The organism is Mycobacterium colombiense (assembly GCF_001953985.1).
GTDB lineage: Bacteria > Actinomycetota > Actinomycetes > Mycobacteriales > Mycobacteriaceae > Mycobacterium > Mycobacterium colombiense_B.
The window spans coordinates 1-23,718 of the sequence record NZ_MBEI01000048.1; the positions used below are offsets into that span (position 1 = coordinate 1).

Below are 23,718 nucleotides of genomic sequence, written 5' to 3' on the forward strand. Positions count from 1 at the left end.
CGGCCGCCCCCCCCCCGCCCCACCCCGGCGGCGGGGGCTGGCGGGGGGGGGGGGGGCCGCGGCCGACCCGCGCCGGCCGCGGCCGCACCGGTCGCCGCGTCGGGGTCCGGCCCGGAGTACCCGCCGCCGGCCACCCGCGAGTTGTGCCCGGTGGCCGACCAGGCCCGTGCCGGCGCCGAGAGCGTCGCGGGCGCGGCGGGTGCGACCGGCGCGGCGGGCGCCGAGAGCGTCGAGCCGGCATCGCCGGGGCCCTGCGCGACCCGCAACGCGGCGCCTACCGCGGCCGTGAGTTGCGGACGCGGCGTGGTGGCGACGGGAACGCGAAAGTGCTGCGACAGCGCGGTGGTGACGGTCGGCAGGTTGGCCCCGCCGCCCGTCGAGACCACCGCGACGAGATCACGGATTCCGTTGCGCGCCAAGGCTTCGTCCAATGCCGAGATCGCGCCGTTCAGCGAGGGGCGGATCGCGTCGTCAAGTTCGTGCCGGCTGAGCCGGACTTCGCCGCGCGTCCCGGTCAGCCCGTCGGTCAGCGTGGCGACCGTGCTGGAGGAGAGCTGTTCCTTGGCGATCCGGCATGCGCTGCGGAGCCGACTCAGGGAGCCGATCGCCGCGTCGCCGGACGGGAACGCGCCGGTGGTCGGCATGTTGGCGATGGCGGCGCCCAGCAGCGCCTGGTCGATCAGGTCGCCGGAGAAATCGCGGTGCCGAACGGTCGGGGCCAACGCCCGGTAGTCGCCGTCGGCGTGCATCAGGGTGATGTTGGTGCCGCTGCCGCCGAAATCGCAGACCGCGACGGTCCCGCGCGCCGGGATGCCCGGGCTGGTCCGCACGGCGAGCAGCGTCGCCGCGGCGTCGGGGATCAGCAGGATCGGGCGCGTGCGTCGCGACCATTCGGGGATCTCGCTCAGGGCGGCGCCGAGGGCCTCCACCGCGGGTGACTCCCAGTGGGCCGGATAGGTGACCGCGATGTCGTCGGGCAGGGGACCTCCGCCGGTGGCCGCATACGCGAGCGCCCGCAATGCGTCGGCGACCAAGACCTCGCTGCGGTGCACCGAGCCGTCGACCGCCACGACGCCACGCGGGTCGCCCACCCGGTTGACGAAGCCGGTGATCACCACGCCCGGCCCCTGCAGTCGTGGGTTCTCCGCGGGGATGCCGATCTCGGCGGGACGATCCGGATACAGCGTCAGAACGGGCTTGCGGGTGATGGCGTTGTCGGCGGTGACGGCCGCCAGGTTGGTGGCACCTATCGATAAGCCCAGCGCGGGCCCGACTCCATTGCCCATATCCCGATCCCCGTATCCGCAGCACCGACTCGCGTCCGGCTAGCCGTTATTGTGCCGCCAAAACCTGTATTCCGTGTCGGCGGCAGCTTTGCGCCCGCTGTGCGCCGGTCACCGGATGCTGCCTTCGCCGGCGATCAGCGGGAGGTCGAGCGGGGTGACCCAGCCCGGCCGCAGGTCGTTGACCGCCGGAACCGCGTTGAGCGCCCGCAGGCCGGTCGCCAGGCACCCGGCCGCGGCCGCGTCCCGGCCCGAGCCGTCGGTGAACCGGAACGCGGTCTCCTGGAAGATGCTCGGGGTCCCCTCGATGTCCACGCGGTAGACGTCGTTGTCATGGCCGGTCGGCCAGTCCGGGGCGGCGTCCAGCCCGATCCGGTTGACGTGTTCGAGCTGGATGCGGGTCTCGCCCTGGTAGACGCCGTTGATGGTGAACCGGACGGCGGCCACGTGCCCCGGTTTGATGACGCCCCTGGCGGAGTTGCGCTCCGTGGGTGTCACCCACTTGTCCCAGGTGGTGGTGATTTCGTCGAGCATGATGCCGGCGGCGTGCGCGATCATCGGAACGGTTGCGCCCCACGCGAAGATCAGCATGTCGCGGTCTTCCAGCATCGGCTTGAACTCCGGCTCGCGGCCGATGCCCATCTCGAATTCGTAGTCGCCCTCGTAGTTGGTGTAGTCCAGCAGCTCGGAGGCCCGGACCCGGCGCACCTCGGAGCACAGCCCCATCAGCGTCATCGGGAACAGGTCGTTGGCGAATCCGGGGTCGATGCCGGTGGTGAAGCAGGACGACTCCCCCAGCTCGCAGGCCTCGGTGATCGGCTGGATCCAGTTCGGCGGGTTGAGGCTCATGGTCGGCCAGACCCACGGGGTCATCGCGGTCGAACACACGTCGATGCCGGCCCGCAGGAAGCGGGTGATCAGCGAGATGTTCTCCTTGGCGTGCATCGCCGTCGGGCCGTAGTGCACCAGCGCGTCGGGTTTCAATGCGATCAGGGCGTCGACGTCGTCGGTGGCGGTGATGCCGACCGGCTCGGGCAGCCCGCAGATCTCGCCGACGTCGCGGCCGACCTTGGCCGGGTTGCTCACGCCGACGCCCACCAACTCGAACAACGGATGATTCACGATCTCGGCGATCACCATCTTGCCGACGAAGCCGGTTCCGTACACCACCACACGCTTCGAGCCGCTTTTGGACATCCCCAACCTTCCGGTCACCAGCCCCCGCTTTGGGCTTCACCATAAGCTTCCCTACCGTCGCTCGTGGTGACACGATGCAATTCATGACGAAGCACCTCGCCGGACCTTCGGTCCTCTTGGCCGTCGGTTTCGGGTTCGCGAACGCGTGCGGCGTAGCGCACGCCCTTCCCCAGATGCCGAAGGTCCGCTACGAGATCAACGGACCCGCGGTCGCCGAGTTCATCTACTACCAAACCGACAACGGGCAGCTGCATCAGGTGAATGCGCCGCTGCCCTGGTCGACGGAGTTCACCGGCTACGGCGGCGAGGTGTTCACCATCAGTGCACAGGGACCGGGCCCCATCTCCTGCAAGATCCTGCTCGACGGCAACGTGGTGAGTGCCGCGACGGCCACCACGGGTTCGCCCGCCAGAACCATCTGCACGCACTGACCCAGCACTCCCCTTTTCACGACGAAGGAGGTCTCGGTGAGCCTCAAGACGGGTCCCAAGAAGGGCCTGGCGCCGCGGACGAACGGGGCGCCACCGCCCGACATTCCGCTCGCCGACATCCATCTCGATTCGCTGGACTTCTGGGCGTTGGACGACGACTTCCGCGACGGCGCGTTCGCCACGTTGCGCCGTGAGGCCCCGATCTCGTTCTGGCCCGCGGTCGAGTACGAGGGTTTCGAACCGGGCGACGGGCATTGGGCGCTGACCAAGCACGACGACGTGCATTTCGCGAGCCGTCACCCGGACATCTTCAGCTCCAGCCCCAACATCACGATCAACGACAACACCCCGGAGATCAGCGAGTACTTCGGCTCGATGATCGTGCTCGACGATCCGCGGCACCAGCGGCTGCGCTCGATCGTCAGCCGCGCGTTCACCCCGAAGGTCGTGGCGCGCATCGAGGCATCGGTCCGCGAGCGGGCCCGCCGGCTGGTCGCATCGCTGATCGCCAATCATCCCGACGGGGAGGCCGAGCTGGTCAACGAGCTCGCCGGCCCGCTGCCGTTGCAGGTCATCTGCGACATGATGGGCATCCCCGAAGAGGACCATCAGCGCATATTCCATTGGACCAACGTCATTCTCGGGTTCGGCGATCCGGATCTGGCGACGGATTTCGGTGAGTTTCTTCAGGTTTCGATGGACATCGGCGCCTACGCCAGCGCGCTGGCCGAGGACCGCCGGTCCAATCACCACGACGACCTGACCACCAGCCTGGTGGAAGCCGAGGTCGACGGGGAACGGCTGTCGTCGACGGAGATCGCGTCGTTCTTCATCCTGCTGGTGGTGGCCGGCAACGAGACGACGCGCAACGCGATCAGCCATGGTGTGCTGGCGCTGTCACGCTACCCCGCCGAGCGGGAGAAGTGGTGGTCCAACTTCGACCGCCTGACCCCGACCGCCGTCGAGGAGATCGTGCGGTGGGCCTCCCCGGTCGTCTACATGCGGCGCACCCTGACCCGGGACTTCAAGCTCAGCGGCACCAAGATGAAGGCCGGCGACAAGGCGACGCTGTGGTACAACTCGGCCAATCGCGACGAGTCGACGTTTGAGAACCCCTGGGTTTTCGACGTGGCACGCACCCCCAACCCGCACTTCGGTTTCGGCGGCGGCGGTGCCCATTTTTGCTTGGGCGCCAACCTCGCTCGTCGCGAGATCAGGGTCGTCTTCGACGAATTGCGCCGCGAGATACCCGACATCGTCGCGACGGATGAGCCCGCGCGGCTGCTGTCGCAGTTCATCCACGGTATCAAAACCCTGCCGGTGGCCTGGACCCCGCCCCGGTAATCCCGCGCCGAATTCGCCTCTGCCCAAGGGAATATCGCTGTTTCGAATCCGATAGCGCATGCGCTAGCGGATTCCGCACTGCCCATGCTCTACCCGGAGGCCCTCCCGGGAGGTATACCGCTCTCTCGAAACCGATAGCGCATGCGCTATCGCTTCCGGGATTACGCTGACCCCGTGACCATTCCCGCGTTCCCCGCCGCCGAGGTGCTGGCCGCCCGCCAGAAACTCGTCCTCGACCACTTCCATGACGAGGTCCGCCAGGCCTGGGATGACGTCTTGGCGACCTTCCCGCATCCGCGCTACGAGCTGATCCCCCAGATGCTCGTGCACGACGGCGATGCGGCGGTGCGCGACTACTACGCCTACACGCGGACCGCATTTCCCGACCAGGACCACGAAATCATCGCCCTGCGCCACAGCGCCGACGCGGTGATCGTCGAATTCTGGCTGATGGGCACCCACCGTGGCTACCTGGGCAAGGTCCCGCCCACCGGCAGCCGGTTCCGGGTCCGCATGACCGCATACTTCGTCTTCGACGACACCGAAACCCTTGTCTGCGAACGCATTTACTTCGACACGCTGACCATGATCAAGCAGCTCCTGGGCGGACTGGACATGAAGAAGCCGGCGAACTGGTGGCTGGCCGCGCGGTGCCTTCGCGGGTTCTTGTCGATGTCGTCGGAGAAACCGGACCCGGCGCTGACCAACACCCCCTAAACTCCACCGCTAAGGGATGGAGCAAGGAGGCTGCAATGCGGTTTTCAAGCCTTCACACGATGTGCAGCGTCACCGCCGTGGCCATATTGGGTTCCTGCGCGACGGCCACCGCCGCGCCATTACAGCCTGGGGCGCACACCGAGAAATGGATCGACCTGCGGGTCGGCGAATGCGTGACCGATCTGCCGCCGGCCGACGGCAGCCGCGTCAACGTCACCGTAGTCGATTGCGCGACAGCGCATTCAGCCGAGGTGTATCTGCGGGCTCCGATGGCCGTCGACTCCGCCATCGCCACCGTCGCCAATCGCGATTGCGCGGCCGGATTAGCCCCGTACACCGGCCAATCCGTTGACGGCGGCCGGTTTTCGATCACCTATCTGATCGACTCCAACCAGGACCGCACCGGCGCCAATCCCACCCCGAGCACCGTCATCTGCCTGCTGCAGTCCGCCAACGGGCAACCGTTGACCGGGTCCGCGCACCGCTGAGGTGTCTAGGCGATGACGTAGTCGCTGAGCGGGAAGGTCCGGCCTTCTCGCACTGCGTTGAGCGTGGACGTCGGCCGCAGCAAGGTCGCCTCACCGCTGGGATTGAAATAGTAAGACCGCGACGTCGCACAGTCGCCGTTGTTGAACACCGAGGTTTTCAACAGTTCGCTCATCCGCTCGAGGAACTCTGCGTTGGCTTCCTCGGTCACCTCGAACGTCGTCGCGCCGCGGCGCTTGACCTCGCCCAAAAGCCGATCGATGTGCCGCATCTGATATTCGATGGTGTGGAAGAACGAGAACCCGGAGAAGGCAAACGGACTGGCCAGGCCCAAGTAGTTGGGGAAGTAGGGAATCGACACGCCCTGGTAGGCCTGAAATTTGGTCTCCCGCCACCACTTTCCGAGGTTGCGCCCTTTGCGGCCGATGACCTCGATGGCCGGGAAGTTGGCTTCCCACAGGTCAAAACCGGTCGCTAGCACCAGGGTGTCGATGACGGTCTTACGCCCGTCCACCGTGACGATGCCGTCGGCCTCGATGCGCTCGATTGTGTTGGTCTCCAAGTGCACGTGCGGCTTGGTGAAAGCGCGGTAGAAGTCGTTGGACATGGTGGGCCGCTTGCAGCCGCAATCGTAGTCCGGTGTCAACTTGGCGCGCAGGTCCTTGTCCCGGAGCGTTCTGAACCGGTTGATCTTGGCCAGGTCGGCGAAGGCGATATTCCCCCGCCCCCGGGTCTGCACGAATTTCAGCGCACCGATGACCAAGATCAGCTCCATGACAATGTCGGTCACCCAGCGCAGCGCACGTTGCAGCACGGGCAGTCGGGCAAACATGCGTTGCACGCTTGGAGAGAACGCGAAATCGGGCTTGGGCAGGATGTGCGCCGCGGTGCGCTGGTAGACGGTCAGGTCCGCTGCCTCGTTGGCCAACTCGGGAATGACCTGCACCGCGGAGGCCCCGGTGCCGATGACCGCGATGCGGCGCCCCTCATAGCTGTAGCCGTGGTCCCACGCGGTGGTGTGCACCACCTTGCCTTTGAAGCTGGCGATGCCGGGGATGTCCGGCATGCGCGGCTGGGACAGGAACCCCGTCGCGGTGATCAGGAACCGGCAGGTCAGACTTTCGCCGCCGGCCAGTCCGACCCGCCATTCGGCGGTTTCCTCGTCCCACTGCGCGCCCTCGACGGTCGTGTTGAACCGCATGTGGCGGCGCACGTCGTACTTGTCGGCGACGTCCACCGCGTACTTCTTGACCTCGGCACCCGGCGCGAACAGCCGTGACCATTCAGGATTGGGCTCAAACCAGTACGAATACGTCGTGGACGGGATGTCGACGGCCACGCCCGGGTAGTGGTTGACGTGCCAGGTGCCACCCAAGTCGTCCTCGCGGTCGAGGATGATGAAGTTGTCAAACCCGAGGCGCTTGAGCTGAATCGCGGCCCCTATGCCGCCGAAACCTGCACCTACGATGATCGCGTCGAAACGGTCCGTATTCACAGCATGCTCCGTGGTAACTGTTTACCTACTTAACGAATCATAAGCTTTCCCTAAGATACAGAACTCTAATAGTGCGCCACGCCGAGCGCACGCGAGCTTTGCCAGTATGTGACCTTGCTGACACAAGCGGGGTAACTCATCGACGGGTCTATCAGACCTGGTCATCTGGCGATCAACCTGCGTAAACGGCCGCACCCTCAACGATTAGGTGATCCTCGGTCGCGATCGGTGCCGTCGACTTAGCTCAGGGTGAAGCCGTCGGCCCCCCTCAGAATTCTTATCTTGTGGCCGGCCCGGCCGCCGGCGTGCCCTGGAGCTCGTGGCATCGCCGCGCGCGCTCGGAGTCCTGCGCCATCACTTCGCTGAAGAACGACGCGACGTCATCCAGGCCGGCGTTCTTCGCGTCGCGCACGTACTGGCCGTAATCGTGCCCCGCTTTGAGCGAGTGATATTGAAGGGAAATAAGATCGAAGGTCACGTCGTCGAAACCCGTTTCACCCGTTGCCATGTCGCCACCCTCCTGACAGTGAGCGCCAGATCTGGTACTCGCCGTCTCCGGCTACCCTGAATGGACAACACCAAACGACGGCTTAAAGTGTTTTTTGTAGGCAACCCGACACGCAATGGCTGCGTGGTCCGATGGCGGCGACGCCGCCGCTATCCACCGCCTGTCGCTGCGCCCCCGGTTTACAGGAAAACACCACCAAATGGTTAGCAACTTGACAGTTTTGGGAGGGGCTTGCATGGGCATTTCGGACGCCATGATCGCACGTCACATCGTTCGTTCCCTTGGTTCAGCAGCAGTTATCGCAGCGTCGGGCGTGGCCGCGTCGGCCTTGTCCACTTCCGTTATCCCCACCGCCTCGGCCCAGTGCCCGGACGTGCAAGTGGTGTTCGCCCGCGGCACCGGCGAAGCGCCGGGCGTGGGCCCCACCGGTCAGGCCTTCGTCGACGCACTGCACCAGCGCGTCGGCGGCCGGTCGTTCGATGTCTACCCAGTCAACTACCCCGCCAGCGACCAATGGGATACCGGCATCGACGGCATCAGAGACGCGGGCGCCCACATCAATTCGATGGCCCACGACTGCCCCAACACCAAGATGGTGCTCGGCGGCTACTCGCAAGGCGCGGCCGTGATGGGGTTTGTCACCTCGGCCGCGGTACCCGACGGCGTCGACCCCAACACCGTCCCGAAGCCATTGGACCCCGACGTCGCCAGCCACGTCTCCTCAGTCGTGCTGTTCGGCATGCCCAACGTGCGGGCGATGAACTTCCTCAACGAACCACCCGTGGTCATCGGCCCGATGTACCAAGACAAGACGGTCAAGGTGTGCGCCACCGAAGACCCGGTCTGCTCCGACGGCCTCAACTTCGCCGCGCACAACACCTACGCCGACGACGGCGCGATGATCGACAAGGGAGTCGCCTTCGCCTCCAGCCACCTGGGTCTGAGTGGGCCGGCTCCGGTCGCGGCGCCGGCGGGTGGCGGCTTCGGCGGCTGAGTAGCCGGCCGGCTAGCCAGCGCTAGCCGGTCGCGGCGTTGGAGTTCAAAAAGGCGACTATGCCCTGGGTGACCGCGGCGGCATATTTCGCCTGGCCGTCCGAACTTTCCATTCGCGCCAAGTCACCCGCGTTTTTCATGTTGCCGAGTTCGACCAGAACCGCCGGATACTGCGCCAGGTTCAGCCCCGCGAGGTCGTCGCGGCCGTACAGGCCGTCGGAGCCGATGTAGGTGGCCGGCTGTAAACCCGACTGAGCCAAGGCATCCCGCACCGCGTGCGCCAGCTGCACGGCGGGCCCGGATTGGACGTCGTTGAGCGGCGGGCTGGAGTAGTTGACGTGGAATCCGCTGCCGGACGGTGGCCCTCCGTCGGCATGGATGCTCACGATCGCGTCCGGGCGCATGGCGTTGGCCGCCGCGGCGCGCTGGTCGATGCACGGCCCTACCCCGCCGTCGCTGTCGCGGGACAGCTGGGTGCGAACACCCATCTGGGTCAGCGAATCGTTGATCAACCCCACCACCGCCCAGGTGAAGGCGTGCTCGGGATACCCGTCGTCTGCGGCCGCGCCCGAGGTCTGGCAGGGCTTTGTGCCGCCGCGGCCGTTGGGTACCTGCTGGTTGATCGACGCGTCGTTCACGGCGTTATGGCCCGGGTCGAGGAAGACCGACATTCCATTTACAGCGGCCGCCGCGCGTGGGGCGGGCAGCAATGCGCCGGCGGCGACGATCGCCGGCATGACACCGGCAATCTTCAGGACGTCGCGGCGGGCGACGGATCGCGGCCCACCCGGGCGATCACTCACCGCGCGATGGTAGCAATCGTCAGTACTCCTCGAGCGCGGCCGTCAGGGCGTCCGCGACACCCTTCAAGAAGCTGGCCGGCACGCTGTAGCCACACGTCACCATCCTCAGCCTGCCCTCGTAGGTGGTGACTCCGGTCAGATATTCGCCATCGGTCTGGCTGACCACCACCGGCCCCCAGACCGCTGCCGGGCGCAAAGGGCTTGCGCCGTCGAGGTTTTGCACGCCGAGGTTGGTGACCATGATCTCCCACGGGCTGATCCGGCTGAAAAGCTGTTCGGCGTCGGCGGTTTCGGCATCGACGGTGATGATCTGTTCGAGGCCAGTCGAGGCGGCACGGATCCCGCGCGCCGATCGGGCGACCCCGAGGCGTGCGGTCGTCGCGCGGGCCTGCTCCCAGAACGGTGTGCCGTCCCACGGCGTGTGTCCCGTCGCGGTCGGCACGATGCACATGACGCAGCCGCCTTCGATTCCGAGGATCGGCCGCAGGTTGATGGGGCTGAGGACGCGGATGAATTCTTCGCCGCGGTCCGTGGCACGCACGCGGCACATCGCGACCACCAGCGCGGCGTGCACCGTGGTGCGTTCCGCGCGGCACCGCGCTACCAGCCTCGCGGTGTCCGCACGGGTCATCGCCATGGTGCGCACGTTGGCCAGGGCACCGTCGAAGGGACGGAGGACGCTGGGGGGCGTGGTCATCCTCGGGTCGTCCGGCGCCGCAACGGAGTCCAGCGGCTCACCCGATTGAAGGGCTTCGGCGACGATCCGTTCTTGCGGTTGTGGCACAGGCAAACTCGTGAAGGCTTCGCCGTTGAGCGCGGCAATCACGTCGCGGAGCGCGACGGTGGAACTGATCCCGTCCGCGACCGTGTGGTCGAAGGTGAGCACCAGCGCGCTACGCCAAGCGCTCTGCAGCAACAACGCTCGCATCAGCGGCGCCCGCGAACGGTCGAACGGTCGGCTGAGCTCCTCGGCCGCGGCCCCCTGCCAGGCCAGCTCCGGGCCGCGGCGCACGGTCAGCTCCACGGGCGGGACGTCCGCCGCGCGATAGAAGCCCAGACGAATGCCGGGGTGGTCCTCGACGTGCACCGACAGTAGGGGATGGCGTCGCAGAACGGCGGCCAATGCGGCCCGCAGCGGCTTTTCGGGGAGCACTGCACCGAATTCCGCCACGATCGAGAAATGCGCGGGATTGCGCTCGCTATAGCGATAGAAGAGTCGCTCCGCCGCTCCGAGCGGACGTACGAGGGTGGTTGCCTGGCCGTGCTGCGGGTTGTGAACGATCACCGAACCTCCAAACACCGGTAAAGCCCTGCGTCACAACGCAGACGGTCTCCCGGCTGACTCGGTTCATCCATTGAAACGATTTCATCCGACGTTCAACTGCCAGAACGCTCGATGCCCGCGCGAACCAGTGTGTCGCCGCCCCATTGGCCGCGGCTCCCCGCGATGCGCCATGTTCTCCACAGATCGCGACATTCAGCCGGGTGTCCCGTACGTCCGGCGCAATGCCGCGGTGCACCGATCGACATTGCCATACTAAAAAGTATGTTACGGTCGGCGCATGTCCGTGGTTGAAAGCCGCCCACTGCACGGCGTCACCGACGAATTCGTTGCGCGCCTGGCCGATCGCGCCGAGCAGGCCGAGCGACTGCGGCGCCTGCCCGCGGCGACGATCGACGACTTCCGGCAGACCGAGCTGTTCCGGTTATTGCTGCCGGCCCGGTTCGGCGGCCTGCAGGCCTCCTTTCCCGAACTGCTGCAACCGATTCGGCGCATGGCACACGGCTGCGCGTCGAGCGCGTGGACGCTCGGCTTCTACGCGCTGCACAACTGGCTGCTGTCGCTGTTCGATCCGCGCGTTCAGGACGAGGTTTTCGCGTCGGGACCGGTGCTGGCGCCGGCTCCCCTGGCCCCCACCGGTCGCGGCGTACCGGCCGACGGCGGAGTGCGCCTGACCGGCAGGTGGTCCTGGGCGACCGGCGCGATGGGCGCCGATTGGATGATTGTCGGCGTGCTGATCGAACGGCCGGACCGGATCGACCCGGCGTTGGCCGTGGTGCCCGCCGACCAGGTGGAGGTCGTGGACACCTGGCACACGGCCGGCATGCGCGGCACCGGCTCGCACGATCTCGTCGTCACCGACGCCCTGGTGCCCGAGCATCGATTGGTCGCCGTGGCCGACATCTACGGCGGCACGGCGCCGGGCGCGCGTGCGCACGGGGTCCCGACGTACCGGTGGCCGATGGTTCCGGCGCTGGCGCTGACCGCGGCGATGCCCGTGCTCGGGACCGCCGAACGGGTGTCCGAGCTCTTCGCCGAACGGCTCAGTGGGCGCGTGCTGGCCTACAGCGGGGTGGCGCAAAAAGACCAGCCCGCCGCGCAGATCAGGCTGGGCGAGGCCAGGGTGCGGCTGAGCTCACTGCGGGCGTTGGTCGACAAGACGGCCGACGATATCGAGGCGATCGTGGTCAGCGGCGAACGGGTGGGCCGATCGGTGCGGGCCGACGCACGGCTGGCGGCGGCGCGCACCGTGCACGAAAGCCGGGCGATCATCGCGGATCTCATGGAGGCCTCCGGCGCCAGCGTCCATCTCTTGTCGAGCCCCATGCAGCGCGCCAAGCGCGACGTGGACATCGCGGCGGGGCATGTCGTGTTCGACTACGACACGAGTCGAGAGTTGGCCGGGGCGTTGGCGATTGGGGCCAAGATCTCACCCATCGCCATGGTCTGAGCGGGCCTGGGCCGTTTCCGACTCGCCCAGCATGACGGCCAGGAATCTTTCTCGCTGCGCCACCGATCGGGCCTGCTCGGCCGAGCTGGTGAGATGCAGCAAACCGATCCCCGCGGCAAAGGTCAATTCGGCACGCAGTCTGGCGTCCTCGTAGCTGAAACCGTAGTCGCAGTAGGCCTTTATCACGGTGCGCAGCAAGAGCCGGTCGGCGGCGCGGATATTCTCGGCGGCCACCGTGTCCAGGCGGGCCCACTCCCGCATCGCCCGCTCGAGCACCCAGTATTTGGGGCTGACCAACGTTTGCGTCAGCGCCGACAGTCGTTCCCGGGGTGGCAGCCCGTCGAGCTCGGACAGTGCCTGACGGTCGCGTTCGAGGAATTTGTTCCACGATTCGACCAGTGCGGCCCGATATTGCTCGATGTCCTCGAAGTGCCAGTAGAAGCTGCCGCGGGTGACGCCTGCCTGCTGGCAGAGGCGTTCGACCTTGAGTGCGCGCACTCCCTCATGGGCAAGCACGGTGTAACCCACCTCGAGCCAGTCCTCGGCCGACAGACGGGTCGACGGTTGCTTTCGCACCACCACACCATGGACATTACGGGAGGCGTCCCTGGCCGGAAGGAAGATTAGGCAATCTCGGTAATTACCTTTCCCTCACCGCGTCGGCGGAACGGGTAGCCGGGCGGTGTCGTCGAGGTCCACGTCGAGCGCGTTGAGCATCAACGCCAGGCCGGCGTATCGGCCGATGACCATCAACGCTTCGACGGTGGCCTCCGAACCGAGGGCCTCGTGCACCTGGTCGAAAACCGGGGCCGCGACGCGGCGGGTGGTCACCAGTTCGGTGGTCAGTCGCAGGATCGCCAGCTCGGTGGCATCGAACGGCCCCGTTTGCCAATCGGCCTCGGTGGTGATGGCGTCGATGGTGGCCGCGTCTACTCCGACCGTCTGCGCGACGTCTTTGTGCTGGCCGAGTTCGTAGGCGCAGTCCATGAGATACGCCGTGCGCAGCACGATCAGTTCGCGAAGCCGCCGAGATAGCACCGGGCTGCTCAGGGCGGCGTCGCCGGCCATCATCCAGCCGGTGAACACCTTCTCGGCGTTCGCCAGTGCGCGATAGACGTTGAGATTGCCGCGCCGCGCGGTCAATTCGCGGGCGAGTTCGGTCATGTCTTCGGGCCGGCGATACGGGATTCGGGTCACTGCGCCAGGCCTTCGTCGGGGCTGGAGAAGGTCGGGGTGTCGATCTCCAGGTCGACGGCGTTGAGCACCAGCGCCAGGCCGTAATAGCAGCTGACGATCATCAGCAGTTCGGTGAGCGCCTCGTCGCCGAGCAGTCCTTGGGCGGTGGCGAAGGTGTCATCGCCGAGCCGGCGGGTGGTGCACAACTCGGTGACGGTGTCGATGACGGTGCGCTCGTCGCCGCTGAATCCGGCCGCGGCCAGATCCCCCTTGTCGAGCAGGGCATCGATCTGTTGGTCGGTGAGCCCCGCGGTGCGGCCGAAGATCACGTGTTGGGCGAGTTCGTAGGGCGAGTCCTGCAGATGCCCCACCCGCAGGATGATCACTTCGCGCATGCGCGGGGTGAAGGTCGGGCTTGTGAATAGTTCGCCCGTCATCTGCGCCCATCCGTCAAAGATGTTGGGGGCGTTGGCGAGCAGTCGAATCACGTTGAGCGTGTCGGGGCGTGCGATGGGCTGCTGGATCCGCTCGGGTTGCCGGTCGGTGCTGACGAGCGGCATTCGGGTCATCGCGGGGGTCCTTTCTTGTGCACAAAAGGTTCCTCGACTGTAGTGACCAACACTGTCTGGAAGTACAAAGGGTTTGCGGAACGCGCTAGCTCATGCGCTAGCGGGTTTGGCATTCACCCAGTCACCCGCCAGAACTCAACTCACCTTGTCCAGCCGGAAGGGCAGCGAGATCACCAACGCCTTGTTGATGCCGCAAGCACCGCTGTCGCCCGTGGTCTGGTCCACGCCGGCGAGAACGGTTGGCGTGGAATCGGTTGCCAGCCAACCTCTCTCGTCGACGGGATAGAACCGGTAGATCTGGTGTCCCGTCCGGCCGGCGCCGTTGGGGCAAGGCTCCCAGTTGGGAACGTCGCGCTTGACGACGTATTCGCTGCCGTGCAGGCCCACGTCGGCGCTCCAGCCGAGGTCGCTGGTGACCCGGCCGGTGCATTCGAGCGGGGTGCTGCACGTGGTGCTGATCGTCCACTTGCTCCGGACGGTCGCTTCGTTGTGGTAGATGTCGTTGGTTTTCGCCCAATCGCCGTTGGACGTGGCCACGAACGTGCCGTTGAGTCCCCAGTCGTCACCGGCGGCGGTCGGCACCGCGGCACCGGCGGCAAGGGCCAGTGCCAGAGCCGGACTCATCAACGACATCAACCGCATCGATCACCTACTTGATCGGCGTGAACTGAAGGTGCAATTCGTTGAGTCCGCGCAGGATGTAGGTCGGCGCATAACTGTAGCGGCGGTCCTCCGCCGGGCCGTGCACGTCTTCATTGACCCGGATATCGCCCATCCGGTCCAGGATTCGCTCGAGCGAGACCCGGCCCTCGACTCGGGCCAGCGGCGCGCCGGGGCAGCTGTGCACCCCGCGCGCGAAGGCGATGTGCTCGCGAACATTGCCGCGGTCGAGCCGGAATTCGTGCGGGTCCTCGAAGCGGTCGGGATCCCGGTTGATCGCCCCCGGGCACAGCATGACCGTGGTTCCGGCCGGGATGTCGACATCGCCGACGCGGGTCGACTTGCGCGCCAACCTAAACGCCGTTTTCACCGGGGCCTCCATCCGCAGTGTCTCCTCGATGAAGCCGGGGATAAGGCTGCGGTCCTCACGCAGCGCCTGCTGCAAATCCGGCCGGTCGCAGAGGATTTGCAGGGCCGCGCCGAGCAGCTTGGCGGTGGTTTCCTGGCCCGCCCCGAACAGGAAGGTCGCCGAACGCACGACCTCAACCACCTCGGGCACCGACCCGTCCGGATAACGTGCGGCCGCAAGGTCACTCAGCACGTCGCCGCGCGGCTCGCGGCGCCGGTCCTCGATGTAGAAGCTGAATTTCTCATCGAGGAATTCCAGCGGGTTGATCGCGGCCGGATCGTGGTCCAGGTTGCCCGCGGTGTGCGAATTCGCCAGTGCGGCACGGAATTCCTTGTGATCGGCCTCGGGCACCCCGAGCAGGTTGGCGACGGCCAGCAGCGCGTAGGGCTTGGAGTATGCGTCGAGGAACTCGCATTCTCCGCGGCCGACGAACTCGTCCAGCTGCTGATCGGCCAGGTTCCACAGGAAGTCCTGGTTCTCTTTCAGCCGAGCGGGCGTCAGCAGCCGGCTCAGCACCGATCGGGCGCGGGTGTGGTCCGGCGGATCCATGGTGACCATGTGCTCGTGCAGCGGCATCTGCACACGGTGCTGGTCGATCAGTTCGCTGATGTCGTCGCCGGACGGCTCGAAGGGCAAGGGCGGGAACGGGCCACCCACCGCGATGCAGCTGGAGAACGAGTCGACGTCCTTGTACAGCGCCATCGCTTCGTCGTAGCCGGTGATGGCGACCACCCCGTGGTGCGGCTCGCGGACCACGGGGCCCTTGGCGCGCAGGTAGTCGAAATAGGGGTGCGGGTTGGGGACGAGGGTAGGGTCGGTGAAGAAGTCGAAGTCGTCAAAGTCGTTCACTGGCAACCCTTCCTGGGCGATCGGTCATGCTATGGGTGCTCCGAGCGCGGCTCTGCAGAACTCCCAAAGGTTTTCTTCGGTGGCCTGCAAGTCCTCGTCGGTTTTGGTCGCGTAGGCGTAGTAGTGGTAGATGGCGCGCTGCAACTCGACGATGAACCAGGTGTCCCAGTCGGGATTTCGCGGACGCAGCAACCCCTTGTCGGCGGCGGCCGCCACCTCGGCCCGCAGCAGGTCGACGAACGATTGCTCGGCCTCGGCGAGTTCGGTCGGAAAGATGCGGTGCAGGTGCCAGTGCGCGGAGACGATGAACCGGATGCCCGCCGCTTCCTGGCTGTCGCCGTGGAATTGCTGCAGCGGCGCGGTGATGTACGAGCGCAACCGGTCCATGGGGTCGGTCATGTCGGCGGCGGCCTTGGCCCACCGGTCGCAGGCCTCGGTCATCGCGTCCCCGATCACCGCCAGCAGCAGTTCATCTTTGGAGGCGAAGTAGCGGTAGAAGGTCTGCAGCGCCACACCCGCCTCGGCGACCAATTCCTGCGTGGTGAAGTCGTCCTTCACCTGAATGAGCCGCCGGGCGGCGTCGAGCATCAACCGCACCTGGTTGGCGATGCGGGTACGGGACCGCTGCACGGCCGCCGACCGATCGACAGCGCGCTCCACCCAGGACTCCGACGGGACTGTCACAGCGACTCCCTAAACGCCAGTGATAGTAGAACGCTATTCTGATTCGCCGGAGAACGCAACTCTCAAAACGGGTCGGCGGAGTAGCACACCGCGCCGCCGAAGTGCGGCGAGGAATGGCACGCCAGCCCGATCGTCGCTTTTTCGTGTTGCCTCTCCCCGGCTCGCCGGGCCAGTTGCAGGTAGCACTCGAGCATCTGCGGGATCCCGTGCATCCGCCCATTTCCCAGCGCGCCGCCTCCCGACAGCGCGGGGATGGCGCCGCGGCGGTCACTGTCGATGCCGCCGGCCTCGACGAAGCGATGCGCCTCGCCGGCCGCGCACAATCCCAATACCTCCAGCCACAGCCAGACGAACAGCGAAAAGCCGTCGTACACCTGCGGCAAATCGACGTCGGCGCCGGTGATTCCGGCGTGCTCCCACAGCCGCCGCGCCGTCTGCGCGCCGCCCTCGACGATGTCGTCCAGCGGCCAGTGCAGGGGAAGGCGCCGCCGGGCCGGCATGCCGGAGGCATAGCCGGTGACATACACCGGGCGATGCGGCCCGTCCTTCGCGCGGTCGGCGGAGGTGAGCACGAACGCGGCCACGCCGTCGACGGGAATGTCGCAGTCGTAGCGGCAGACCGGGTCGAACAGCATTGGTGCCGAGAGGTATTCGTCCGCGGTCAGCGGGCGATCGTGCCAGTACGACCACGGGATGCGGGCGCCGTTCTTGCGCGCCTCCACCACCACGGCGGCCATCGACTCCCGTCGCGCGCCGAAGCGCTGCAGATATTCGTTGTGCGGCAGGGCGATCATGGCCAACGGCCCGAAAAAGCCTTGCGGCGCCGTCCATTGCTGTTGGCCGCGCGCCTCGCGCATCGGGTTGGCGTGGTAGCGCCCGGCCGGGTTGTGCAGGGCGCGATGCAGCAGCACGTAGTCCGCGGCGCCGCTGGCGACCGCGTTGACGGCCATGCCCACCGAGCCGGTGATCTGGCCGATGCCCTCGAAACCGGCGACGTAACGCGGTGTGGCCCCGAGGTGTTGGGCGAGCCAGGCCGATGAGACGGTGCTGACACCGTCTTCGGCGGCCTGGCCTCCTGCGCTGGGCAGCAGGCTCGAGCTGACGAATCCGTCGATCTGGTCGTCGCGCAGTCCTGCGTCGGCGATGGCGGCGCGGGCGGTGTCGACGGCGAGGGTGCCCAGGGTGCGGTCGGCGCGGCGGCACACCTGGCTGTGCGCGTAGCCGACGATGGCGACCTTGTTGCTCGCGGCGAATCGGCCGCTCACGTCAGCTCGAATGCGGGGAGGGCCACGCCGGGTGCGAGGTCTTCGAAACCGACTGTGACAGCGTCACCGACGCGCAGCGGCGCGTCGACACCGTCCAGCAGGCGGCCGATGAGGCGCAGCTCGGCCTGTTCGACGAGTTCGACGTCGACGAGCACGAAGGGAATGTCGTCGTCGAAGCCGGGCAGGAAGGCCTGGCGCACCACGGTCCAGGATCGAACGACGCCGCGTCCGCTCACCGGCGTGAACTCAAAGCCCGGATCGGTTGAGTGGCAATGCGGGCACACCATATCGGGGGGCACGCTGAACCGTCCGCATCGCGCGCAGCGCGCCACGGTGAGCACGTGGTCGGCCGCGGCCGACCAGTATGGCGCCGAGGTGTCGTCGGGAACCGGCAGCGGCCGTCCGCTCACGGAATCACGCCCTGGTCGGCCAGTTCGGCGATGCGGTCCCAGTCATACCCGAGCTCGGCCAGCAGCGCCTCGGTGTGCTCGCCGTGCTCGGGTGCGCGCCGCATCGGGGGTGCCTGCTCGTCGAGTTGCAGCGGCACCGTCGGCAACCGGTAGGCCTGGCCGTCGTCGAGCCGGACCTCGCCCACGTAGCCGTTGGCGATCACCTGCGGATCTTCGGCTACCTCCGAGACGGATTGCACTGGGGCCCAGGGTGCGTCGAGTTTGGCCAGTAGCTCTTTCCATTCGGCGAGGGTGCGGCGTGCGAAGACGGCGTCCAGCTCGGCCACGCAGGCCGCACAGTTGGCGCGCCGGGCCGCCAGGTCCGCAAACCGCGGGTCGTCGATCAGGTCGGCGCGCCCGACCAGCCGACAGAATTCCGCCCAGTACCGGTCGCCTTGCAGGAACATCAGTTGGAGGTGGCGGCCGTCCCTGGTGCGGTAGTTACCGGTCAGCGGGTTGACCTGGGGGCCGCGGCCACCGACGGGCCCGGCCTCGCCGCCGTTGAGCACCGCGAGCAGATCCGACGACAGCATCCACATCGCGGTGGCCAGCAGCGAGACGTCCACGATTGAGCCGACCCCGGTCTTGGCCCGCTTGAGCAAGGCGGCCGCGATGCCGAAAGCCAGTGCCATGGCCCCGTTTCGATCGCCCATCGCGCCGCGCTGGCTGATCGGGTAGTCGCGTTCGGGCGGGGTCAGGATGTGACCCACTCCCCCGCGCGCCCAAAACGCCGAGCTGTCGTAGCCGGGCTGATTGGCGTCCGGGCCACGCATTCCGAAGCCATGGCCGCGGGCGTAGATGAGGCTGGGATAGCGGTCGCGCAGCGTGTCTGCGTCCAGGCCGAGCCGGCTCAGCGCGCCGGGGCGCAGGCTGGTGAGGAAAACGTCTGCGGTGGAGAGCAATTCGTGCAGCACCGACATGCCGGTCGCGTGCCGCAGGTTCAGCGCCACCGACCGCTTGCCGCGATTCGCCAGGGCCATCGAAAGGTTGACGCCGTCGCGGTCCGTGCCGATGCCCTGGGTGGCCAGCCCCCGGTACGGGTCGCCGTCGAGGCGCTCGATGCGGATGACGTCGGCGCCCCAGTCGGCCAACAGCGCGCCGGCCACCGGGACGAAAACCCATTGCGCCAGTTCGACCACGCGCAGCCCGTCAAAAGCGCCCTGGTCCATCTACTGCCTCCTCGAACTCTGCACCGCCGACAGCGCGTCGTGATCCGCGACCGCCGTGCCCAGCCGGTGCAGCAGCATGGCGATGATCGCCGACTGCACTTTGGTCGTGATGCCCCACAGAAAAAAGCCGTGCACCATGCCGAACGCGATGGCGCGCCAGGCGTCGTCCCATGGCGGCGGTGTGACGCCGTGCGAGGCGAGGGCATCGAGATAGTGCCGCAACAGGTCTCGTTCGGTACGGCGCCGCTCTTCCACGGTCAGCGTCGAGGCGATGTGGTAGCCGACATCGAGAGACCACATGCCGCGTTGGACGAGTTGCCAATCGACCAGGGATCCGGCGCCGGCCGCGTCGAGAAAGACGTTGCCCACGTGCGCATCACCGTGAATGACGCACCGGGGTTCGGAGACCATCTCGGGGGCCGCCAGGACGCGGTAGGCGTCGACGAGCCGGCGCGCATCGCGAACCTCGTTGGGAATCCGTTGCCCGTTGGGGCCGTCGAAGTTGCGGCCGATGATGTCGAGGGTGGCCGGCAGCCCCCACACTTCCAGCGCCCGCCCCAGCCGTGGCGCGAGCCACGGCGCGATGGCGCAGCGAGCCGAGTCCCATGTTGCCGCGTGCAGCCGCGCGAACTCGGCGAGCGTCTGGGCGGTCTGATCGGGAGTGTATGCGCTGTTGCCGTCCAGGAACGTGGCACCCTGGGCGGCAACGTCTTCGGTGACGATGACGCCGTGCCGGGTTTCCGGATCGACGTCGGCGTAGACGCTGTGCAGGGTGCGCACGCCGGTCGCGGCGGCGAGGTCGCGATAGAAGTGGGCCTCGGGCGCGCCGATATAGCGTGCGGCCCGGCCGATCTCGTTGAAGTAGCCCTTGACGCACAGGTTCTGCGAACGGCCGTCGGCGCAGCGGATTGTGAATCTCGCATTAGTGGAGATCCGATCAACGATCGGACCGGGCGTCACCTCAAAGACGTCGGCGCCCAGCGCGGCGGTGAGCCATTCCGGGGACAGCGCCTGCTCGAGGCTGTCCGGCACGGGAACGGTTGCCACGCTCATGCCGGTGCCGTCAGCCGTGCGAAGGCGGCATGCGCTTTCGCGGCCTGGTCTTTCAGCAATGACGCGCGGTCGTCCTTCAGGAGGTATCCGGCCCGGATAGTGTCGTCGAGGCTGATCGTGAACTCGGCGAGGTAGGCCCGCACGTCGCCGTAGCGCTCGGCGAGCACCTCGTAGGGCAATGGCACCTCGTGGCCCGCGAGCTTGCACAGCGGCCCCGGCGTCGAATGTGCCTCGTAGCGTGCGATCGGCACGGCGAGGAATGGCGACGGCACCCCGCCGATGGCATTGCCGAACCGGTCGACGGCCGCCTGGGCCACCGCATCGTCGATGCTGAGCGCGATGCGCGGCGCCGTGGGCGGCGTGACGCCGTCCTCGGCCCAACGGAAGAGATTCCGTAATGCGGCGCGGACGAACGCCGACATCGGAAAACTCGAGCCGTTCCCGTCGCACCCGGGGATCCTGGCGGCGTGGGGTGCGCCGGCGATCTCGTACAGCCGGAACCGGTCCCCCGCGGCGTCGCCGTCCTCGCGCCGCACCGACGCACTGCCGGGGTTGACGAACTCTTCGAAGCTGAATCCCTCAACGTCGGTTTGTGGTTGGACCTCGATGACCGGAACCTGGCAAGGCGGCATCGCCGCGTACTCGAAGCGCGGCAGGCCTTCTCCCACCGCGAGCGGCGTCAGGCTGGCCGCATGACAGGCGGGGAAGAATCCGTCGTAGGCGGGACGGCCGTCGCCGGTGCGGGTCAGCGCGCCGAATGACGCGGCGAAAGTGGCGGTGTCGACGCTGCTTTGGGAGTAGCCGCCCAGGTAGACGTGCCGGACCGGCAAGTGGCGCAACGGGCTGCGTCGGCCGCCCTCCTTGAGCACCGCGCCGATCGCCCGCAACAGGTCCCAGACCAAGTCATTGGAAGGGATCTCGACGTCGGCGTAGCGCTGCGGGTCGTAGCCCTTGAGTTGTGTTGCCGACGTGGTACGCACGGTGATGCCGATCCACGCGTCGCCCTGCGCCTGCAGCAAGGTGGCGACATGCAACCACAAAGCGTCGCGGTCGAGGCCATAGGTGGTGTTGAACGGCTCGACAACGACCCGGCCGCTGAAGCGGGACGCGTCTTTCGGGTAGCGGGCCAGCACGCGGGTCACGTAGCGGTGTCCGTCGCTGACCACCCTGGCCGGTCCGGTGGCGGGCCCGGCGTAGCAGCTGGCCGTGCCGGAGAGCAGGTACTCGAACTCCGCGTATTCGTTTGAAAACTCGGGCAGGTCTTCGTCGAACTGGGACGGCGGCCGGGTTGCGCTGGTCTCCGAAACCCCCGAACCGCAAGGCACCTCTTCCAACTCGGTCATGGCCATGCCGCAAGCCTTCCAGAACCGCGCAGGGATGTCAGCAACTTTCCCGCACTTTCTATCGAAAAAAGCGTCGTGCAAGTAGAATTGACTTCTCGAACCGTAGGAAATGAAGATCTCCGAGGAGCGTCATGGGTTCTGCGCGACGGCTCGCCTTGAAGACCTCGACGCTCGCCGGCGCTCTGGCCGTCGCGGCCGCGGCATGCCCGCCAATCGCCTGGGCTGCCATGCCTTTCGGCAACTACGACCTCCACGTCGAGGGCAGATACGACTTTCACACCTGGCTGTGGGCGATCACCGCATGCCCGGGAGGCGGCTGCGTGCATGTGAATGCCATCGCCAGACCGGTGGCCAAGGCGTTCCCGTACATCGGGGACGCGCGGTCGGTCGACGGCCAATACGTCTTGACGGTCGACGTTCCCGACGGGCTGAGGTGTGACGACATCTATTATGGCCCAACGGTTCCCACCCATGATATCTACACGTGGGATCCGAACTCGTTGGCCGGTTCGCTGCAGTCCTCCTTCGACGCGGGTTGCCATGGAGCGCCCGCCGGTTCCTACACGTATCCGTTCACGTTGTCACGCTTGTAACTCTCGCTCCCGCTGAGCGAGTTCGGCCTTCTGCCCGGCCCTTTGCATCGCATCCATGCACTGCTGCAATGCGAACGCCGGGTTCAGCTCGAGCGCCTTGGTTCGTTCGGGATAGATCAGGATGTGTCCGGCCGGAAAGAAATACACCTCGCCGGCCGTCGCCGTCTCGTCCGGCCAGTCGGTGTTCGGATAGGTCGCGCGGATCGAGCCTTCGAAGATGTATCCGTAGTGCGGACAGGGGCATACGCCGCCGGGAAGTCCGCCGAATTGGTAGAGCTGCGTGCAGTCCAGCGGCCCGGTGGTCGTGTACCCGACCTCCATGTCGCCCCACTGCACCGAACGGAAGTTGTCGCCGACCGCCGGCCACCGCCCCGCTCCTCCGCTGGGCAGCTCGTCCGGTTTTGCATGGGGCATGTCGTACCTCTATTTCGATCGGCTACCACGCGACTTGCGTGTGGTTCCGCCCAACGCGGTCAGGCAGAACTGCCACAGCTGCTCTTTGACGTCGACCTCGCGCGGTGCGTAGGCGTAGTAGTGGTACACCGAGCGCACCAGTTCGGCGACGAACCAGGCCGCCCATTTCGGGTCCGCCGGAGCCAGCAGCCCGGCGTCGATGCCGGCGTTGATCTCGCCCAGCAGCAGATCGACGAACGGCTTCTCCGCCTCGGCGAGCTCGTCGGGGAAGATCCGGTGCAGCCGCCAGTGCGTCGACACGACGAACTTGGCGGTGCCGCCGTCGCCTTCCTCGCTGTCGAGCACCTCGATGACCGCGGTGACGTAGAAGCGCAACCGCGCGACCGGGTCGGGCAAGTCCCGGGCGGCGTCCGTCCAGCGGGCACACGCGTCGGTCATCGCATCGGCGATCACCGCCAGCAGCAGTTCGTCTTTGGTGGCGAAGTAGCGGTAGAAGGTCTGCAGCGCGACGCCCGCCTCTTTGACCAGCTCCTGGGTGGTGAAGCTGTCGCCCTTCTCGCGGATCAGCCGCAGAGCGGCGTCGAGCATCAGCCTGACCTGGTTGGCGATGCGTTCGCGCGAACGCTGCACCGCCGCTGACCGCTCCGCGGCCCGTTCTTCAGCACGTGACACCGAAGAAATGCTAGCCGTGGTCATGCCGGTATGAGTAGCACGACGGGGATGTCGCGCTCGGTTCGTGACTGGTAGACGTCGTAGTTGGGCCACACGTCGGTCATGATCTTCCACAGTCGCGGCTTCTCGGCGGCCGACGCGGTGCGCGCCACGACCGCCAACTCGTCGGCTTGCACCTGAATGCCGGCCGCCGGATTGGCTTGCAGATTCAGATACCACGACGGGTGCCGCGGCGCGCCGCCCATGGAGGCCACCACCAGATAGTCGTCGCCGTCGCGGCCGAAGATCAGCGCCGACGTGAGTGTGCGGCCGGTGCGACGCCCGGTCACCGTGAGCAGCAAGGTCGGAACGCCGTTCCACAGATAGCCGGTCTCGCCGCCGGTTTCGCGGTACGCGCGCACGTGGTCCTCGCCGACCAGCAACA

At 67.0% G+C, this 23,718-nt stretch carries 27 protein-coding genes; 7 read left to right on the top strand and 20 right to left on the bottom strand.

Features of this window, described 5'->3' with window-relative positions:
* Together A5732_RS11325 and A5732_RS11330 are read right to left on the bottom strand one after the other, a co-directional pair.
* A partial coding sequence (locus A5732_RS11325; protein WP_253189049.1) for an Hsp70 family protein occupies positions 1 to 1,286 on the bottom strand: 1,286 nt, incomplete at its 3' end.
* A 108-nt stretch (positions 1,287 to 1,394) separates the two neighbouring features.
* Positions 1,395 to 2,480 (bottom strand): NAD(P)H-dependent amine dehydrogenase family protein, encoded by a 1,086-nt coding sequence (locus tag A5732_RS11330; RefSeq protein WP_076102232.1) that lies wholly within the window; start codon positions 2,478 to 2,480, stop codon positions 1,395 to 1,397.
* Between the two features lie 83 nt (positions 2,481 to 2,563).
* Here A5732_RS11330 and A5732_RS11335 point away from each other — a divergent pair, with 83 nt between their 5' ends.
* The 4 genes from A5732_RS11335 to A5732_RS11350 all read left to right on the top strand — a co-directional run bounded on the left by A5732_RS11335 (position 2,564) and on the right by A5732_RS11350 (position 5,460).
* Positions 2,564 to 2,911: an MmpS family transport accessory protein gene (locus tag A5732_RS11335; protein ID WP_170880034.1), complete on the top strand. Its 348-nt coding sequence runs from the start codon at positions 2,564 to 2,566 to the stop codon at positions 2,909 to 2,911.
* A gap of 36 nt (positions 2,912 to 2,947) precedes the next feature.
* Positions 2,948 to 4,255 (top strand): cytochrome P450, encoded by a 1,308-nt coding sequence (locus tag A5732_RS11340; RefSeq protein WP_076052741.1) that lies wholly within the window; start codon positions 2,948 to 2,950, stop codon positions 4,253 to 4,255.
* Positions 4,256 to 4,429: 174 nt separating this feature from the next.
* Positions 4,430 to 4,972: an ester cyclase gene (locus A5732_RS11345; RefSeq protein ID WP_064880531.1), complete on the top strand. Its 543-nt coding sequence runs from the start codon at positions 4,430 to 4,432 to the stop codon at positions 4,970 to 4,972.
* 35 nt (positions 4,973 to 5,007) lie between these two features.
* Positions 5,008 to 5,460 (top strand): hypothetical protein, encoded by a 453-nt coding sequence (locus A5732_RS11350; RefSeq protein ID WP_076052742.1) that lies wholly within the window; start codon positions 5,008 to 5,010, stop codon positions 5,458 to 5,460.
* 5 nt (positions 5,461 to 5,465) lie between these two features.
* Here the strand turns inward: A5732_RS11350 and A5732_RS11355 are convergent, their stop codons facing one another.
* Together A5732_RS11355 and A5732_RS11360 are read right to left on the bottom strand one after the other, a co-directional pair.
* On the bottom strand, positions 5,466 to 6,953 hold the full coding sequence (locus A5732_RS11355; protein ID WP_076052743.1) for a flavin-containing monooxygenase: 1,488 nt from the start codon (positions 6,951 to 6,953) through the stop codon (positions 5,466 to 5,468).
* A 277-nt stretch (positions 6,954 to 7,230) separates the two neighbouring features.
* Positions 7,231 to 7,461, bottom strand: coding sequence for an acyl carrier protein (locus A5732_RS11360; protein ID WP_076102233.1), 231 nt, complete (start codon positions 7,459 to 7,461; stop codon positions 7,231 to 7,233).
* Between the two features lie 235 nt (positions 7,462 to 7,696).
* On the opposite strand from A5732_RS11360, the gene A5732_RS11365 reads away from it, so the two are divergent.
* The gene (locus A5732_RS11365; protein WP_076102234.1) at positions 7,697 to 8,455 is read left to right on the top strand and encodes a cutinase family protein; all 759 of its coding nucleotides are present in this window, start codon (positions 7,697 to 7,699) and stop codon (positions 8,453 to 8,455) included.
* A gap of 22 nt (positions 8,456 to 8,477) precedes the next feature.
* Here A5732_RS11365 and A5732_RS11370 read toward each other — a convergent pair whose 3' ends face one another.
* Entirely contained in the window at positions 8,478 to 9,257 is a 780-nt protein-coding gene (locus A5732_RS11370) for an Rv3717 family N-acetylmuramoyl-L-alanine amidase (protein ID WP_076102235.1), read from the bottom strand.
* 19 nt (positions 9,258 to 9,276) lie between these two features.
* Positions 9,277 to 10,542, bottom strand: coding sequence for a hypothetical protein (locus A5732_RS11375; protein WP_076102236.1), 1,266 nt, complete (start codon positions 10,540 to 10,542; stop codon positions 9,277 to 9,279).
* A 277-nt stretch (positions 10,543 to 10,819) separates the two neighbouring features.
* Here A5732_RS11375 and A5732_RS11380 point away from each other — a divergent pair, with 277 nt between their 5' ends.
* On the top strand, positions 10,820 to 11,989 hold the full coding sequence (locus A5732_RS11380; RefSeq protein WP_076102237.1) for an acyl-CoA dehydrogenase: 1,170 nt from the start codon (positions 10,820 to 10,822) through the stop codon (positions 11,987 to 11,989).
* Here the strand turns inward: A5732_RS11380 and A5732_RS11385 are convergent.
* The 11 genes from A5732_RS11385 to A5732_RS11435 all read right to left on the bottom strand — a co-directional run bounded on the left by A5732_RS11385 (position 11,969) and on the right by A5732_RS11435 (position 21,621).
* The gene (locus tag A5732_RS11385) at positions 11,969 to 12,517 is read right to left on the bottom strand and encodes a TetR/AcrR family transcriptional regulator (protein ID WP_170880040.1); all 549 of its coding nucleotides are present in this window, start codon (positions 12,515 to 12,517) and stop codon (positions 11,969 to 11,971) included. The genes A5732_RS11380 and A5732_RS11385 overlap by 21 nt on opposite strands.
* A 123-nt stretch (positions 12,518 to 12,640) precedes the next feature.
* A complete protein-coding gene (locus A5732_RS11390) occupies positions 12,641 to 13,186 on the bottom strand; it encodes a carboxymuconolactone decarboxylase family protein (RefSeq protein WP_076052748.1) in 546 nt (181 codons plus the stop codon).
* Positions 13,183 to 13,734, bottom strand: a complete 552-nt coding sequence (locus tag A5732_RS11395) for a carboxymuconolactone decarboxylase family protein (protein ID WP_139334643.1) — start codon at positions 13,732 to 13,734, stop codon at positions 13,183 to 13,185. The genes A5732_RS11390 and A5732_RS11395 overlap by 4 nt, the downstream gene beginning before the upstream one ends.
* A gap of 135 nt (positions 13,735 to 13,869) precedes the next feature.
* A complete protein-coding gene (locus tag A5732_RS11400) occupies positions 13,870 to 14,367 on the bottom strand; it encodes a hypothetical protein (protein ID WP_081396030.1) in 498 nt (165 codons plus the stop codon).
* 16 nt (positions 14,368 to 14,383) lie between these two features.
* On the bottom strand, positions 14,384 to 15,652 hold the full coding sequence (locus A5732_RS11405; protein ID WP_076102238.1) for a cytochrome P450: 1,269 nt from the start codon (positions 15,650 to 15,652) through the stop codon (positions 14,384 to 14,386).
* A 24-nt stretch (positions 15,653 to 15,676) separates the two neighbouring features.
* The gene (locus A5732_RS11410; protein ID WP_076102266.1) at positions 15,677 to 16,282 is read right to left on the bottom strand and encodes a TetR/AcrR family transcriptional regulator; all 606 of its coding nucleotides are present in this window, start codon (positions 16,280 to 16,282) and stop codon (positions 15,677 to 15,679) included.
* A 116-nt stretch (positions 16,283 to 16,398) separates the two neighbouring features.
* Positions 16,399 to 17,601, bottom strand: coding sequence for a thiolase family protein (locus A5732_RS11415; RefSeq protein ID WP_076102239.1), 1,203 nt, complete (start codon positions 17,599 to 17,601; stop codon positions 16,399 to 16,401).
* Complete coding sequence (locus A5732_RS11420; RefSeq protein WP_076102240.1) at positions 17,598 to 18,011, bottom strand: Zn-ribbon domain-containing OB-fold protein; 414 nt, start codon at positions 18,009 to 18,011, stop codon at positions 17,598 to 17,600. Before A5732_RS11420 ends, A5732_RS11415 begins: the two co-directional genes overlap by 4 nt.
* Positions 18,008 to 19,219, bottom strand: coding sequence for a CaiB/BaiF CoA transferase family protein (locus tag A5732_RS11425; RefSeq protein WP_076102241.1), 1,212 nt, complete (start codon positions 19,217 to 19,219; stop codon positions 18,008 to 18,010). The genes A5732_RS11420 and A5732_RS11425 overlap by 4 nt, the downstream gene beginning before the upstream one ends.
* Entirely contained in the window at positions 19,220 to 20,272 is a 1,053-nt protein-coding gene (locus A5732_RS11430; protein ID WP_076102242.1) for a phosphotransferase, read from the bottom strand.
* Positions 20,269 to 21,621, bottom strand: coding sequence for an alpha/beta hydrolase domain-containing protein (locus A5732_RS11435; RefSeq protein WP_076102243.1), 1,353 nt, complete (start codon positions 21,619 to 21,621; stop codon positions 20,269 to 20,271). Before A5732_RS11435 ends, A5732_RS11430 begins: the two co-directional genes overlap by 4 nt.
* Before the next feature lie 221 nt (positions 21,622 to 21,842).
* Between A5732_RS11435 and A5732_RS11440 the strand changes: the two genes are divergently transcribed.
* The gene (locus A5732_RS11440; RefSeq protein WP_076052755.1) at positions 21,843 to 22,208 is read left to right on the top strand and encodes a hypothetical protein; all 366 of its coding nucleotides are present in this window, start codon (positions 21,843 to 21,845) and stop codon (positions 22,206 to 22,208) included.
* Here A5732_RS11440 and A5732_RS11445 read toward each other — a convergent pair.
* The 3 genes from A5732_RS11445 to A5732_RS11455 all read right to left on the bottom strand — a co-directional run bounded on the left by A5732_RS11445 (position 22,197) and on the right by A5732_RS11455 (position 23,716).
* The gene (locus A5732_RS11445; protein WP_065054998.1) at positions 22,197 to 22,529 is read right to left on the bottom strand and encodes a hypothetical protein; all 333 of its coding nucleotides are present in this window, start codon (positions 22,527 to 22,529) and stop codon (positions 22,197 to 22,199) included. The genes A5732_RS11440 and A5732_RS11445 overlap by 12 nt on opposite strands.
* 102 nt (positions 22,530 to 22,631) lie before the next feature.
* On the bottom strand, positions 22,632 to 23,252 hold the full coding sequence (locus tag A5732_RS11450) for a TetR/AcrR family transcriptional regulator (protein WP_076052756.1): 621 nt from the start codon (positions 23,250 to 23,252) through the stop codon (positions 22,632 to 22,634).
* A gap of 62 nt (positions 23,253 to 23,314) precedes the next feature.
* Positions 23,315 to 23,716 carry a nitroreductase family deazaflavin-dependent oxidoreductase gene (locus A5732_RS11455; protein WP_076102267.1) on the bottom strand — a complete coding sequence of 134 codons (402 nt, stop codon included), beginning with the start codon at positions 23,714 to 23,716 and terminating at the stop codon, positions 23,315 to 23,317.
* Between the last annotated feature and the right edge of the window lie 2 nt (positions 23,717 to 23,718).

Bases quoted from the DNA above. Each gene is read 5' to 3' on its own strand.
- A5732_RS11330 (WP_076102232.1), bottom strand. From the start codon at position 2,480: ATGTCCAAAAGCGGCTCGAAGCGTGTGGTGGTGTACGGAACCGGCTTC.
- A5732_RS11335 (WP_170880034.1), top strand. From the start codon at position 2,564: ATGACGAAGCACCTCGCCGGACCTTCGGTCCTCTTGGCCGTCGGTTTC.
- A5732_RS11350 (WP_076052742.1), top strand. From the start codon at position 5,008: ATGCGGTTTTCAAGCCTTCACACGATGTGCAGCGTCACCGCCGTGGCC.
- A5732_RS11360 (WP_076102233.1), bottom strand. From the start codon at position 7,461: ATGGCAACGGGTGAAACGGGTTTCGACGACGTGACCTTCGATCTTATT.
- A5732_RS11365 (WP_076102234.1), top strand. From the start codon at position 7,697: ATGGGCATTTCGGACGCCATGATCGCACGTCACATCGTTCGTTCCCTT.
- A5732_RS11380 (WP_076102237.1), top strand. From the start codon at position 10,820: ATGTCCGTGGTTGAAAGCCGCCCACTGCACGGCGTCACCGACGAATTC.
- A5732_RS11395 (WP_139334643.1), bottom strand. From the start codon at position 13,734: ATGACCCGAATGCCGCTCGTCAGCACCGACCGGCAACCCGAGCGGATC.
- A5732_RS11400 (WP_081396030.1), bottom strand. From the start codon at position 14,367: ATGTCGTTGATGAGTCCGGCTCTGGCACTGGCCCTTGCCGCCGGTGCC.
- A5732_RS11425 (WP_076102241.1), bottom strand. From the start codon at position 19,219: ATGGACCAGGGCGCTTTTGACGGGCTGCGCGTGGTCGAACTGGCGCAA.
- A5732_RS11430 (WP_076102242.1), bottom strand. From the start codon at position 20,272: ATGAGCGTGGCAACCGTTCCCGTGCCGGACAGCCTCGAGCAGGCGCTG.
- A5732_RS11435 (WP_076102243.1), bottom strand. From the start codon at position 21,621: ATGGCCATGACCGAGTTGGAAGAGGTGCCTTGCGGTTCGGGGGTTTCG.
- A5732_RS11440 (WP_076052755.1), top strand. From the start codon at position 21,843: ATGCCTTTCGGCAACTACGACCTCCACGTCGAGGGCAGATACGACTTT.
- A5732_RS11445 (WP_065054998.1), bottom strand. From the start codon at position 22,529: ATGGAGGTCGGGTACACGACCACCGGGCCGCTGGACTGCACGCAGCTC.